This is a genomic window from Bradyrhizobium sp. 137 (assembly GCF_023074095.1).
In the GTDB taxonomy this organism is placed as follows: Bacteria; Pseudomonadota; Alphaproteobacteria; order Rhizobiales; family Xanthobacteraceae; genus Bradyrhizobium.
The window spans coordinates 24,429-37,457 of record NZ_JADPKU010000061.1 but is presented as its reverse complement, the minus strand read 5'-3'; the positions used below and the strand labels follow the sequence as shown (position 1 = coordinate 37,457).

The 13,029-nt window shown below is 64.4% G+C and carries 12 protein-coding genes; 7 read left to right on the top strand and 5 right to left on the bottom strand.

Annotated features, from left to right (window positions below):
- Positions 1-11: 11 nt before the first annotated feature.
- The 5 genes from IVA78_RS18325 (at position 12) to IVA78_RS18305 (ending at position 4,752) form a co-directional block, all read left to right on the top strand.
- Positions 12-992, top strand: coding sequence for a small ribosomal subunit Rsm22 family protein (locus tag IVA78_RS18325; RefSeq protein ID WP_247466869.1), 981 nt, complete (start codon positions 12-14; stop codon positions 990-992).
- A gap of 136 nt (positions 993-1,128) precedes the next feature.
- Complete coding sequence (locus IVA78_RS18320; protein ID WP_247466867.1) at positions 1,129-1,689, top strand: LemA family protein; 561 nt, start codon at positions 1,129-1,131, stop codon at positions 1,687-1,689.
- 150 nt (positions 1,690-1,839) lie between these two features.
- Complete coding sequence (locus tag IVA78_RS18315) at positions 1,840-3,075, top strand: M48 family metallopeptidase (protein WP_247466864.1); 1,236 nt, start codon at positions 1,840-1,842, stop codon at positions 3,073-3,075.
- A gap of 193 nt (positions 3,076-3,268) precedes the next feature.
- Positions 3,269-4,021, top strand: a complete 753-nt coding sequence (locus IVA78_RS18310; RefSeq protein WP_247279628.1) for a hypothetical protein — start codon at positions 3,269-3,271, stop codon at positions 4,019-4,021.
- A 62-nt stretch (positions 4,022-4,083) separates the two neighbouring features.
- Positions 4,084-4,752 (top strand): hypothetical protein, encoded by a 669-nt coding sequence (locus IVA78_RS18305; RefSeq protein ID WP_247466861.1) that lies wholly within the window; start codon positions 4,084-4,086, stop codon positions 4,750-4,752.
- Positions 4,753-4,778: 26 nt separating this feature from the next.
- Here the strand turns inward: IVA78_RS18305 and IVA78_RS18300 are convergent, their stop codons facing one another.
- The 5 genes from IVA78_RS18300 to petA all read right to left on the bottom strand — a co-directional run bounded on the left by IVA78_RS18300 (position 4,779) and on the right by petA (position 11,537).
- Positions 4,779-5,318: an adenine phosphoribosyltransferase gene (locus IVA78_RS18300; protein WP_011085277.1), complete on the bottom strand. Its 540-nt coding sequence runs from the start codon at positions 5,316-5,318 to the stop codon at positions 4,779-4,781.
- 118 nt (positions 5,319-5,436) lie between these two features.
- Positions 5,437-7,602 (bottom strand): anthranilate synthase component I, encoded by a 2,166-nt coding sequence (locus tag IVA78_RS18295; RefSeq protein WP_247466858.1) that lies wholly within the window; start codon positions 7,600-7,602, stop codon positions 5,437-5,439.
- A gap of 422 nt (positions 7,603-8,024) precedes the next feature.
- Positions 8,025-8,699 carry a dienelactone hydrolase family protein gene (locus IVA78_RS18290; protein WP_247466855.1) on the bottom strand — a complete coding sequence of 225 codons (675 nt, stop codon included), beginning with the start codon at positions 8,697-8,699 and terminating at the stop codon, positions 8,025-8,027.
- A 172-nt stretch (positions 8,700-8,871) separates the two neighbouring features.
- Positions 8,872-10,944 (bottom strand): cytochrome b/c1, encoded by a 2,073-nt coding sequence (gene fbcH, locus IVA78_RS18285; RefSeq protein WP_247418003.1) that lies wholly within the window; start codon positions 10,942-10,944, stop codon positions 8,872-8,874.
- A 62-nt stretch (positions 10,945-11,006) separates the two neighbouring features.
- A complete protein-coding gene (gene petA, locus IVA78_RS18280) occupies positions 11,007-11,537 on the bottom strand; it encodes a ubiquinol-cytochrome c reductase iron-sulfur subunit (protein ID WP_247466852.1) in 531 nt (176 codons plus the stop codon).
- A 278-nt stretch (positions 11,538-11,815) separates the two neighbouring features.
- Here petA and IVA78_RS18275 point away from each other — a divergent pair, with 278 nt between their 5' ends.
- Positions 11,816-12,283, top strand: a complete 468-nt coding sequence (locus IVA78_RS18275; RefSeq protein ID WP_247279678.1) for a tRNA (cytidine(34)-2'-O)-methyltransferase — start codon at positions 11,816-11,818, stop codon at positions 12,281-12,283.
- A 10-nt stretch (positions 12,284-12,293) separates the two neighbouring features.
- Positions 12,294-12,926 carry a 7-carboxy-7-deazaguanine synthase gene (queE, locus tag IVA78_RS18270; RefSeq protein WP_247279623.1) on the top strand — a complete coding sequence of 211 codons (633 nt, stop codon included), beginning with the start codon at positions 12,294-12,296 and terminating at the stop codon, positions 12,924-12,926.
- The last annotated feature ends 103 nt before the right edge of the window (positions 12,927-13,029 follow it).

Genomic DNA, 13,029 nt, shown 5'->3' with positions numbered 1-13,029 from the left:
CATGACCGCGGATGATAATCTCACCCACCCTTCCCGCTGAACTCAAGGCGGCCCTCGATGCCAGGCTCCAGGGCTTTTCGCGCACCGAGGCAGCACAGCGCTCGCAAAAGATATCCAACACCTATCGCTCAGGTGGCGGCTCGGGCACGATCAAGTCGGAAGCCGATGCGCTTGCCTACGCGCTGGCGCGCATGCCGGCGACGTATGCGGCGGTGGCCGCAAGCCTGAATGCGCTGACCGCGATCGCACCGGACCTCGCTCCGGAAAGCCTGCTCGACGTCGGCGCAGGTCCAGGCACCGCGAGCTGGGCCGCCGCAGAGGCGTTTGCCTCGCTTCAGGATTTTACCCTGCTCGACGCCAACGCCACTCTCAGCCGGCTCGCGCTCGAACTGGCGCGCGACAGCTCGCGCCTGGCGGACTGCCGCTATCTGCCGGGCGACGCAGGCGCGAACCTCGCCGAGGTCTCGCAAGCCGATCTCGTCGTTGCGAGCTACGTCATCGGCGAGCTCAACGAAGGCGACCAGCGCAAGCTCGCGGCGGCCATGTGGACCAAAGCGCGGCACGCGCTGGTGGTGATCGAGCCCGGCACGCCCGCCGGCTACACGCGCATTCTCGAGCTGCGCCAGCAACTGATCGCGGCAGGCGCCTACGTCGCCGCACCCTGTCCGCACGACAAGCCGTGCCCGCTCATCGCGCCCGATTGGTGCCATTTCAGCCAGCGCCTGCCGCGCTCGCAGACGCACCGCCAGATCAAGGGCGCCGAGGTGCCGTTCGAAGACGAGCGCTTCATCTACGTCGCGCTGACCCGCACGCCGCCTGCGCCGCGCGCCTCGCGCGTGCTGGCGCCACCGGACGTCGGCAAGGCCGAGATCACGGCAAAGCTCTGCACCGAGACTGGGGTCGCGCTGACGAAAGTCCCACGACGCGACAAACCCGCCTATGCGCAGGCCCGGCGCTGGCGCTGGGGCGATGCGATCATGTGCGAAAGTTAACCTCGATCGCCCCTCTGGCCTTGAACTCGGATGGTTCCTCATCCGACCAAGCCTTACCTCCCCGCGCCGGGGCTCTCGCCCTGCGCCAATTTGGTCTAGGCTGCGCCCGCCTTCTTCCCCTCTCCAGGAGTTCTCCATGTCGACCGGCTGGATCGTTCTCGGCGTCATCGTCGTCCTCGTGCTGCTCGCCTTCAGCGCCTACAACCGCCTGGTGGCGCTGAGCCAGCGCGTCGGCCAGGCCTTTGCCGACATCGACGTGCAGCTCAAGCAACGGCACGACCTGATCCCGAACCTGATCGAGACCGTGAAGGGCTACGCCTCGCACGAGCGCGGCACGCTCGACGACGTCATCAAGGCGCGCAATTCAGCGATGTCGGCGCAGGGACCGGCGCAGGTATCCGCGGCCGAGAACCAGCTCTCCGGCGCACTCGGCCGGCTGATCGCGCTGTCGGAGGCCTATCCCGACCTCAAGGCAAACGCAAATTTCCAGCAGCTCGCCAGCGAGCTCTCCGACCTCGAGAACAAGATCGCGGCGAGCCGACGCTTCTTCAACAACGCGGTCCAGGAATACAACACCGGCATCCAGCAGATGCCCGCCGCTTTGTTCGCCGGCATCTTCGGCTTCACCCGGAAGGAGTTCTTCGATCTCGGCGCCAGCCGCACCGAAGTCGAAATCGCGCCGCAGGTGAAGTTCTGATTACCTAACATGTCCATTGCTTTTCTCCGTCATTCCGGGGCGTCGCAAAGCGACGAACTATGGTGCGCGGTTGCGCACCTGAGAATCTCGAGGTTCCGGGTTCACGCCTGCGGCGTGCCCCGGAACGACGGACTTTGACGAAGACGCATCATGGCGGCGTATGGTCTCTACACGCACATCGCCTCGAACAAGTTTCGTTCGATGCTGCTGCTCGCCGGCCTGTTCATGCTGGTCTACGTGCTGGTCTATGCGGGCGCGCTGATTGCCGAGGTCGTCATCAACGGCAATGGCACGGTGGCCTACTATCTGAGCCGCGCCTTCGCCGACCTGCTCAAAGCCGCACCTTTCGCGACGATTGCGGCGATCGCCTGGATCGCGATCGCCTATTTCTTCCACCAGTCGATGATCGACGTCGTCACCGGCGGCCACGACGTCGCCCGGCAGGAGCAGCCGCGGCTCTACAACCTGCTCGAAAACCTCTGCATCTCGCGCGGCATCACCATGCCGAAGCTCAAGATCATGGAGAGCCCGGCGCTGAACGCGTTCGCAACCGGCCTCAATCCGCGACAATATTCGATCACCGTCACCAGCGGTCTCCTCGATGCGCTGAACGACAAGGAGATCGAGGCAGTGCTGGGCCACGAGCTGACCCACATCAAGAACGGCGACGTGCAGCTCATGGTCGTCGCCGTCATCATCGCCGGCGTGGTCGGCTTCTTCGGGGAATTGTTCTTCCGCCTGTTCACGAATCTCAACTGGAGCTCCGGCTCGGGCGGCTCGTGGTCCTCGGGCTCCTCTTCGTCGTCGCGGTCGTCCTCGTCGTCGAGCGACAGCAAGAGCTCCGGCGGTGGTGCAATCATCGTCATCATCATTGCGATCGTGCTGCTCGTGGTGGCCTGGCTGCTGTCGCAGGTGGTCAAGCTCGCGCTGTCGCGGTCACGCGAATATCTCGCCGACGCCGGCTCGGTCGAGCTGACGAAAGACCCCGACGCGATGATCTCGGCGCTGCGCAAGATCGAGAATCGCGGCGAATTGCCCGGCGCGACCTCGGCCGTGATGGAGCTCTGCATCGACAATCCGCGCGAGGGCTTTGCCGATCTGTTTGCAACCCACCCTTCGGTGCAGTCGCGGGTCGACGCGCTGGTCAAGTTTGCCGGGGGGCGCGACCCCGGTCCAATGCCGACGCTTACTGACGAGACGAAAGAGCCGGGGGCGCAAGCCGGCCAGCAGGATGCCCCACCGCCGCTGCGCCATGGCCCGTGGGACGATGCCGACGGATCGGAGAGCCCGCCGCCCGTGCCCGCAGCCAGTCCCTCCGGAACCGCAGGCAGCAACCCGGCGGGCAATCCCATGGGGAATTCTATGGGTCCTTGGGGCCGTCATTGAGCACCTGATTCCCGCCATGCGCGGCGAGTTTCTCCGCGATTGGGAAAAACCTCGGGATTTGCCGTAACTGGGGCCTCCGGAATTGAATTCTCCCTTGTTTCTGCCATGTTCGCGCCCAACAGCAGACTCGGGACATCGATTTGGGGCCCGGCCGATTGCGACCTCGCGATCGGGGGCGCGTTAGGGGACAGCAATGGCAAAGCCGGCAGTGGTTGTGGTGGGCGCAGACAAGGGCGGGGTCGGCAAGACCACGGTGTCGCGTACCTTGCTCGATTATTTTTCCGCCAACAACGTGCCGACGCGGGCGTTCGACACGGAGTCGCCGCGCGGAACCCTGAAGCGCTTCCACCCCGACATCACCGAGATCGTCGACATGACGACGACGTCGGATCAGATGAAGATTTTCGATACGCTCAACGCGGTGAGCCCGTCGGTGACCGTGATCGACGTCCGCGCCGGCCTGCTCTCGCCAGCGCTGGCCTCGCTCCGCGACATCGGCTTCCTCGACGCAGCCAAGGCCGGCCAGATTACCTTTGCCGTGTTCCACATCCTCGGGCCCTCGATCGCCTCGCTGGAGGAGATTGCGGAGACCGCGGGCTTCATGGGCGGCGCGAAATATTTCCTGGTGAAGAACTTCATCAACGACACCCAGTTCTTCCAGTGGGACCAGGCGACCTACAATTCCTACTTCCACCGCATCAAGGACGCGACCGAGCTGACCATCCCCAAGCTCAACGAAATGGCCTATGAGCAGGTCGAGGTCTCCTCCGTTCCGTTTCTGAAGTTCGTCGCCAACAAGGGCCTCAACGACGACGCCGCGAACTACTCGTTCGTGCTGCGCGGCTATGTCCGGCACTGGCTGGCAAATGTCTGGAGCGAGTTCGACCGGATCCGGCTGACCGACATCGTCGGTTCGAAATCCGCCACCCGCAACAGCGAAAAATAGTTGCGCAAGCGAGGCTGATACGGCTGGATTGGGCGGCGAGTTCGCTCAGATAATAGTTCGTGATGCCCGCGACACCCGTCTACATCATATGCTCGCCCCGCCCGCAGGTCGGTAAGACCCTGCTGGCGCGGCTGCTCGCCGAATTCCTGCTGCTCAAGAACGGTAACGTCGCGGCCTTTGACGTCAACCTGAAGGAGCCGTCGCTGCTCGATTACTTGCCTGCTGTCACCGAGACCGCGGACGTGATCGACACCTACGGCAAGATGCAGCTGATGGACCGCGTCATCGTCGATGACGGCCTTGCCAAGGTGATCGACCTCGGCTTCCACGCCTTCGACGAGTTCTTCAAAATGACCGAGGAGATCGGCCTGCTCAAGGAGGCGGCCCGCCGCCACGTCGCGCCTCAGATCCTGTTCGTCGCCGATACCGACCGCGCCTCGGCGCGGGGCCATGAGATGCTGCGCGGGCAAATCCCGCGCATAAACCTGATCACGGTGGACAACGAATATATCGTGCGCGGCGAGCTGCCGCCCGCGATGGCCGGCGGCCGGCTGTTCCGACTGCCGGCGCTGCCGGGCTTCCTCAAGACCTATATCGACCGGCTGAACTTCTCCTTCACCGGCTATTTGCGCCAGGAAAAGGACGCCTCGACCGAGCTGCACCAGTGGACCCGGCGGAATTACATTACGTTCCGCGAACTCGAACTCAGCTTGATCCTGCAGCGGTCGTAGCCTGGAATCACCAAGCCTAATATTGCTCAATGTCCCTCGAACGTCATCAGCGTGCGCACCGGCACGTCCATGGCGCGCAGCTTGGCAGCGCCGCCGAGCTCGGGCAGGTCGATAATGAAGCAGGCGGCGACGACATTGGCGCCGATCTGGCGCAACAGCTTCACCGCGCCTTCCGCGGTGCCGCCGGTGGCAATGAGGTCGTCGACCAGGATCACGCGCTCGCCGGGCTGGATCGCGTCAACATGCATTTCCATCTCGTCGATGCCATATTCGAGGGAGTAAGCGATGCGCACGGTGGTATGCGGCAGCTTGCCCTTTTTCCGGATCGGCACGAATCCGGCCGAGAGCTGATGCGCCACTGCGCCGCCGATGATGAAGCCGCGCGCCTCCATGCCGGCAACCTTGTCGATCTTGTTGCCGGCCCAGGGATTGACGAGCTCGTCGACCGCGCGGCGGAACGCGCGCGCGTCCGCGAGCAGCGTGGTGATGTCACGGAACATGATCCCTGGCTTCGGATAGTCCGGGATGGTGCGGACGCTCGCCTTCAGATCGTGGTCAAAGGTCATCGGTGTCTCACATCTCAGTTGTCATTCCGGGGCGCGCAAAGCGCGAACCCGGAATCTCGAGATTCCGGGTTCGGCTCTTCGAGCCGCCCCGGAATGACGAATATGAAATATCCTGCACTCAATTCGCTCCCGCATCGAGCCGGAACGCATTCTCGACAATTCGCAAACCCACCTCCCCACCGAGCGACATCAGCGATTCCGGGTGGAATTGCACGCCGGCGACCGGCAGGGTCTTATGCTCGAGCGCCATGGCAACGCCGTCCTCAGTGCTGGCGGTCACGCTCAGAACTTCAGGCATGCTGTCGCGCTCGACAAATAGCGAGTGATAGCGGCCAATGACGATCTCGTTCGGCAGATTGCGCATCAGCCGCCCGCCGCGCACCTGCACCCGCGAGGGCCGGCCGTGGGCGGGATGGGTGAGTTGCCCGAGTTCGCCGCCAAAATATTCGCCGATCGCCTGCACGCCGAGGCAGACGCCGAACACCGGCAGCTTCTTCTCCAGCGCCGCATCGATGGTCTTCTTGATTGCGAAATCCTCCGGCCTGCCGGGGCCGGGCGACAGCACCAGCAAGTCCCACCTCTTCTGCTTGAGCATGTCGAGCGCATGCACATAGCGGACCACGGTGACGCTGGCGCCGACCTGGCGGAAATAGTCGGCGAGCATGTGCACGAAGCTGTCGTCGTGATCGATCAGCAGCACCTGCTTGCCCGAGCCGGTCGCATCGGGCGCGAAGGTCGAGAGCGGCTTCGGCGGATCGCCGCGCAGCGCCTGGAACAGCGCGGCGGCCTTGACCTGGCACTCGCGATCTTCGGCGGCGGGATCGGAATCGAACAGGCAGGTCGCGCCGACGCGCACCTCGGCGAGGCCATCCTTCATGCGGATGGTGCGGATGGTGAGGCCGGTGTTGATGCTGCCGTCGAAATTCACCGCGCCGATCGCGCCGGCATACCAGCGCCGCGGCGAGCGTTCGTGATCTTCTACGAACTGCATCGCCCAGAGCTTTGGCGCGCCGGTCACGGTCACCGCCCAGGCGTGGGTGAGGAAGGCATCGAGAGCGTCGAAGCCGGGACGCAGCATGCCCTCAACGTGGTCGACGGTGTGGAACAGCTTTGAGTAGGTCTCGATCTGCCGCCGCGCCAGCACCTTGATCGTGCCGGGCACGCAGACGCGCGCCTTGTCGTTGCGGTCGACGTCGGTGCACATGTTGAGCTCGAACTCGTCCTTCTCCGAGTTCAGGAGCTGGCGGATCTGCTCGGCGTCGCCGATCGCATCGAGCCCGCGCGCGATCGTGCCTGATATCGGGCAGGTCTCGACGCGGCGTCCGTCCGAGCGCACGAACATCTCCGGCGAGGCCGACACCAGGAATTCGCCCTCTCCGAGATTCATCAGCGCGCCGTAAGGCGACGGGTTAATGACGCAGAGGCGCTGGAACACTTCGGCCGGCGAGCGGTCGCAGGGCTCGGCGAAGAGCTGCCCCGGCACCGCCTCGAACAGATCGCCACGGGCGAAGGCTGCGCGCGCCGTCTCGACCGTGGCCTGATATTCGCCGGGGGCGTGATCGGCAAATCCTTGCCGCGGCGTCTTCAGATACGGGTTGTCGGCGGTCTCGCGCGGCAGGCCTTCGGTAGACTTGCCCTTCCAGGCGAAATCGTAAGTGAGCACCACGCCGCGGCCGGTGGCGCGGTCATAGGCCAGCAGGCGATCGGGCACGTAGAGCACGATGTCGCGCTGGTCGCTTTCGCGCGGCCGCTTCTGCACGAGGTCCTCGATCTGGAACACGAGGTCGTAGGCGAACGCGCCGAACAGGCCGAGCAGCCCGTCGTCATTGGCGGAGAAGGCGGCGACGAGATCGCGCACCAGCGACATCACGCTGGCACGCCGGGTACGTTGGTCCTCCTCGACCGGGGCGTCGCCACGGATGATGTGGCCGGCAAGGCGCGTCGCCGTCTTCTCCGAGATCACCACGCAGGGCTCGCGCAGGACCTCAGCGAGGAAGGCGATCAGCACCCGGCCGCGGCCGTTCAGCGCCTCCAGCTTGAAATTGACACCGACGGTCTCGAGCTTCAGCGGCGGGTCGGAGAAGCCGAGATCGAAGCTCTCGTAGCGGCCAGGCACGGTCGTGCCCGAGGACAGCACCACGCCGCGGCGACGGTCGAGCAGGCTGACGAGATCGTCGAGCCGGCTCGCGCCGCCGGTGAACTGCTCGGTCATGCGCGTGATCGCAAGACCTGCACGGGTCACGTAGTCACTTCTGGGCGGGAGGGCAAAGACTGTCCTGTTCATGTGGTCCTCTTACGAGACTTGCCGAGGGAACGCCACACAGGACAAACGATCAGGCCGCCGCACTGCGTGGGCGACCTCAGACGATTTAGGAAAGGAAAATCGCACCGGCCACCTCGTTAGGAGGTGCGCCACCAGAGACGGGCTGCGCGGACGGCGGTGCTCATGGGGTCGATACTCACCATGGCGCGGGGGCGCCGTCAAGGGCGGTCACGTAGTGGCCGCCTGATGGTCAGCGCTGTGGGATACGGGGCGCTCCGACTTCGGCCTCCGCCGTCATCCTGCCGAAGGGCCGGGATCGATAGCCACATGAATTAGTTTGACGAAGACTAGTGGTTACAAGCTCGCGCCATAACCCCTCCTGGGTTATGCGTCCCGGCCTTCGCCGGGACATCGAAAATGTGGCGCGACTGATGGCGCTCCACCTACCCCAGATGTTTTCGGAAAAACTCCGTCGCCCTGCCCCAGGCGAGCTCGGCAGCTTCGCGGTCGTGCACGGACTGGCGCTGCTCGTTGACGAAGGCGTGCTCGGCGTCATAGCGGAACAGCTCCAGCGACTTGCCGGCGGCCTTCATGGCCTTCTCGAATCCATTGACCAGCTCCGGCGTGCACCAATCGTCCTTGTTGGCGAAGTGGGCCTGGAGCGGGATTTTGACGTCGGCGGGCTTGGCCGCCTGCTCCGGCGGGATGCCGTAGAACACGACGCCGGCCGCGAGCTCCGGGATCTTGGTCGCGCCGATGATGGTGACGGCGCCGCCGAGGCAGAAGCCTGTTAGCCCGACCTTGGCGCCGTTGCGCGCCAGATATTGCGCGGCGCCGCGCACCGTCTGCGTGGTCGCGTCCATGAAGTCGAGCGAGTTCATCTCGTTGTTGGCGCTGTCCGTGTCGTGATAGGGCACCACCTTGCCGTTGTAGAGATCGGGCGCCAGCGCATCGAAGCCGGCGAGCGCGAAGCGGTCGCACAGGCCCTTGATCTGGTCCGACAGGCCCCACCATTCCTGGATCACGACCACGCCCGGCGCGTTGCCGCGCGCGGCATTGGCGAGATAGCCCGAGGCGTCCTTGCCGTCCGGGCGCTTGAAGGTGATGGTGGTTCCCATGGTGTCCTCCGACGCGTTTTTCTGAGGGAGCGATTGGCGGTATTTTGGCCGCTGAGAGCGCGCGGCGCAATCCACACTCACGTCATTCCGGGGCGCGCGTAGCGCGAGCCCTTGACCATCCAAAAAAAGCCCCCTCGCGGGGGGCTTCTTCTCCCGTTTCGGCTCGCGCCGCTCAGTGCGAGTCGGCCCAGACCTTTTTCTTGGTGAAGTACATCAGGATCGCGAAGATGATCAGGAACACGAACACCTGGAAACCGAGGCGCTTGCGCGCTTCCATGTGCGGCTCGGCGGTCCACATCAGGAACGTGGTGACGTCCTTGGCATATTGCGCCACGGTGGTCGGCGAGCCGTCGTCATAGGAGACCTGGCCATCGCTGAGCGGCTTCGGCATCTTGATGGCGTGGCCGGGGAAGTACTTGTTGTAATAGGAGCCTTCCGGGAGGGTGACGCCCTCGGGGGCCTTGTCCTCGAAGCCCTGAAGCACGGCCGCGACATAATCCGGACCCTGCTCCTGGTACTGGGTGAAGAAGTCAACGATGAACCAGGGGAAGCCGCGCTTGTAAGAACGCGCCTTGGTGATCAGGGACAGGTCCGGGGGCGCCGCGCCGCCATTCGCGGCACGCGCCGCCTGCTCGTTCGGGAATGGCGAGGGGAAATAGTCCGCCGGCCGGCCTGCACGCTCGAACATGTCACCGGCATCGTTCGGGCCATCCTTGACCTTGTACTCGGAAGCAAACGCCGAGGCCTGCGCCACCGAATAGCCGGGCCCACCGGGCTCGGCGAGGTTGCGGAAGGCGACGTAGGACAGGCCGTGGCAGCTGGCGCAGACCTCCTTATAGACCTTCAGGCCGCGCTGGAGCGCGCCGCGGTCGAACTTACCGAAGGGGCCCGAGAACGACCATTTGATTGACGGCGGCTGGTCGCCACCCTCGGACGCTTTCGCGCTGTCGATCGAGCCCGCGAACAACGAACCGGCGAGCGCCAGCATTATCGCGGTCGACACCATCGGGGTCGACCTGCTCCCGGTTTTGGCCAACACCGCATCCGAGATCGAATTCGGTACCGGTCGCGGCTTTTCGATGCGCGCGAGCAGCGGCAGCACGATCAGGAAGTAGGCGAAGTAGCAGAACGTCAGGACCCGGCCGGCAACGACGTAAATGCCCTCCGGCGGCTGCGCGCCGAGATAGCCGAGCAGGATACAGACCGCAACGAAGATCCAGAAGAACTGCTTGGCCAGCGGACGGTACTTCGATGATTTCGTCCTGGCGCTATCGAGCCAGGGCAGGAAGCACAGGATGATGATCGCCCCGAACATCGCGATGACCCCCGCGAGCTTGTTCGGTATCGAGCGCAGGATCGCGTAGAACGGCAGGTAATACCATTCCGGCACGATGTGCGGCGGCGTCACGCCCGGGTTCGCCGGGATGTAGTTGTCGGCGTCGCCGAGATAGTTCGGCATGTAGAAGATGAACCAGGCGTAGAGCAGCATGAAGCAGGTGACGCCGAACATGTCCTTGATGGTCGCGTGCGGCGTGAACGGCACCGTGTCCTTTTCCGTCTTCGGCTCGACGCCGTCGGGGTTGTTCTGTCCGGCGACGTGCAGCGCCCAGACGTGGAGCACGACGACGCCCGCGATCAGGAACGGCAGCAGATAGTGCAGCGAGAAGAAGCGGTTCAGCGTCGGGTTGCCGACCGAATAGCCGCCCCATAACAGCGTCACGATGCTCTCGCCGACATAGGGAATGGCCGAGAACAGATTGGTGATGACGGTGGCGCCCCAGAAGCTCATCTGGCCCCAAGGCAGCACGTAGCCCATGAAACCCGTGGCCATCATCAGCAGGTAGATAATGACGCCGAGGATCCACAGCACCTCGCGCGGCTCCTTGTACGACCCGTAGTAAAGGCCACGGAACATGTGGACGTAGACGGCGACAAAGAACATCGAGGCGCCGACCGCGTGCATGTTGCGCAGCAGCCAGCCGTAATTGACGTCACGGACGATCAGCTCGACCGACTTGAAGGCGAGATCGGCATGCGGCGTGTAGTGCATCGCCAGGATCACACCGGTGAGGATTTGCATCCCCAGCATGAAGGAGAGGATGGCGCCGAAGGTCCACCAATAGTTCAGGTTGCGCGGGGTGGGATAGGCGACGAAGGAGGAATGGATGAGACCAAAGATCGGCAGACGCCGCTCGATCCATTGCAGGGCCGGATTGCTCGGCTGGTAGTCGGATGGTCCGCTCATGATGCGATCCTGAGGAAATAGTACGACGAGACGGCACGAAGCTTCGGATGTCGGTCCGAGGCTCAGCCGATCTGGATTTTGGTGTCGGAAACGAACTGGTACGGCGGCACCGGCAGGTTCGCGGGCGCGGGCCCCTGGCGGATGCGGCCGGACGAATCGTACTGCGACCCATGGCAGGGGCAGAAGAAGCCGTCGTAGCTGCCTTCATGAGCGATCGGGATGCAACCGAGATGGGTGCAGATGCCGATCACGACCAGCCACTGCTCGTGGCCGGACTTGACCCGAGCCTCGTCGCTCTGCGGATCGGGCAGGCTCGCCACGTTTACGGCGCGCGCTTCGTCGATCTGCTTCTTGGTGCGGTGGCTGATGTAGATCGGTTTGCCGCGCCAGAACACCTTGATGTCCTGGCCTTCGGCGATCGGGCTGAGATCGATCTCGATTGGCGCACCGGCGGCGATGGTCGAGGCATCCGGATTCATTTGCGAGATGAAGGGCCAGAGCGCGGCCGCGCCCCCTACTGCTGCGGCGGCCCCCGTTGCAACGAATAAGAAATCACGGCGTGTCGGATGGTCCGCCGAAGACGCTGTCGTCACGATTCCAACCCTTTCTTCTTATGCGGCCGGTGGAACCGCTCCGGGGGGCGCCCATGAGGTCCCCGGAAAGGCTGCCGGCGCCCGCGGCCCCCCCGCGGCGGCAGAACTTTGCGTGCTCGCACCTAAACAGGTGAAACAGCAGTCCAGAATCGTTCTATTGGCACCCTTGCCGGGCGAGCGCAAGCCCGCTATCGGCGCGGGAGCGTGCAATGCACGAATTCCCGGACGAGCGATGTTTTATTGAGACATTTCCGGCCGCAACCAGCCCCGCACAGCCCATGCAGATAGCTCTTTTCCAGCCCGACATTCCCCAGAACACCGGCACGATTCTCAGGCTCTGCGCCTGTCTGAACGTGGCCGCGCATATCATCGAGCCGGCTGGGTTCCCCGCTTCCGATCGGACGTTCCGCCGGGCGGGAATGGACTACCTCGACCATGTCAGCATCGTCAGGCACGATTCCTGGGCGAGGTTCGAGGACTGGCGTGCGGCACAAGGCTGTCGCCTGCTGCTGTTCACCACCAAAGGTGCGACCGACTACCGTGATTTTCGTTACCAGACGTCGGACATCCTGCTATTCGGGCGCGAGAGCGCCGGCGTCACCGACGCGGTGCTCGAGGCCGCGGATGCGCGGCTGGTGATTCCGATCAAGGCCGGCCTGCGGTCGCTCAATGTGGCCATGAGTGCGGCGATGGCCGCCGGCGAGGCGCTGCGTCAGCTCCGGACCCCTGAAGGCCCAAACGATTGAGGAGAGAGACTTGAGTTACGCGGTCAAGGAAATCTTCCTGACCCTGCAAGGCGAAGGCGCCCATGCCGGGCGCGCCTCCGTGTTCTGCCGCTTTGCCGGTTGCAACCTCTGGAGCGGCCGCGAGGCGGATCGCAACGAGGCGACCTGCAAATTTTGCGACACGGATTTCGTCGGCACCGACGGCACGCTCGGCGGCCGCTATGGCTCGGCCGCGGAACTCGCCGACACCATCGCCGCGCAATGGATCGCATCGGCCGACAACCGCTACGTGGTGCTGACCGGCGGCGAGCCGCTGCTCCAGGTCGATGCCGCGCTGGTCGACGCGCTGCACGCCCGCGGCTTCGAGATCGGCGTCGAGACCAACGGCACGATTGCAGCCCCCGAGGGGCTGGACTGGATCTGCGTCAGCCCCAAGGGCGGCAGCGAGCTCGTTTTGCGGCGCGGCCATGAGCTGAAGCTGGTCTATCCGCAGGTGCTCGCCCCGCCCGAGACCTTCGAGGGCCTCGCCTTCGAGCGCTTCTCGCTCCAACCGATGGACGGACCCGAGGTCGCCGAGAACACCGCACGCGCGATCGACTATTGCCTGCGCCATCCGCAATGGCGGCTCAGCGTGCAGACGCATAAGTCGCTCGGCATCAGATAGGTTTGGTAGACGGACAGATGCAAAGCTCACCCGCGTCAGCATCCACGGCGACAATTGCAACGAGAGCCGCACCTGTTTGGCGTCCGCAAGGGCTGACGAAATG

Coding starts and splice junctions, on each gene's coding strand:
- IVA78_RS18325 (WP_247466869.1), top strand. CDS start 12: ATGATAATCTCACCCACCCTTCCCGCTGAACTCAAGGCGGCCCTCGAT.
- IVA78_RS18320 (WP_247466867.1), top strand. CDS start 1,129: ATGTCGACCGGCTGGATCGTTCTCGGCGTCATCGTCGTCCTCGTGCTG.
- IVA78_RS18315 (WP_247466864.1), top strand. CDS start 1,840: ATGGCGGCGTATGGTCTCTACACGCACATCGCCTCGAACAAGTTTCGT.
- IVA78_RS18310 (WP_247279628.1), top strand. CDS start 3,269: ATGGCAAAGCCGGCAGTGGTTGTGGTGGGCGCAGACAAGGGCGGGGTC.
- IVA78_RS18305 (WP_247466861.1), top strand. CDS start 4,084: ATGCCCGCGACACCCGTCTACATCATATGCTCGCCCCGCCCGCAGGTC.
- IVA78_RS18300 (WP_011085277.1), bottom strand. CDS start 5,318: ATGACCTTTGACCACGATCTGAAGGCGAGCGTCCGCACCATCCCGGAC.
- IVA78_RS18295 (WP_247466858.1), bottom strand. CDS start 7,602: ATGAACAGGACAGTCTTTGCCCTCCCGCCCAGAAGTGACTACGTGACC.
- IVA78_RS18290 (WP_247466855.1), bottom strand. CDS start 8,699: ATGGGAACCACCATCACCTTCAAGCGCCCGGACGGCAAGGACGCCTCG.
- fbcH (WP_247418003.1), bottom strand. CDS start 10,944: ATGAGCGGACCATCCGACTACCAGCCGAGCAATCCGGCCCTGCAATGG.
- IVA78_RS18275 (WP_247279678.1), top strand. CDS start 11,816: ATGCAGATAGCTCTTTTCCAGCCCGACATTCCCCAGAACACCGGCACG.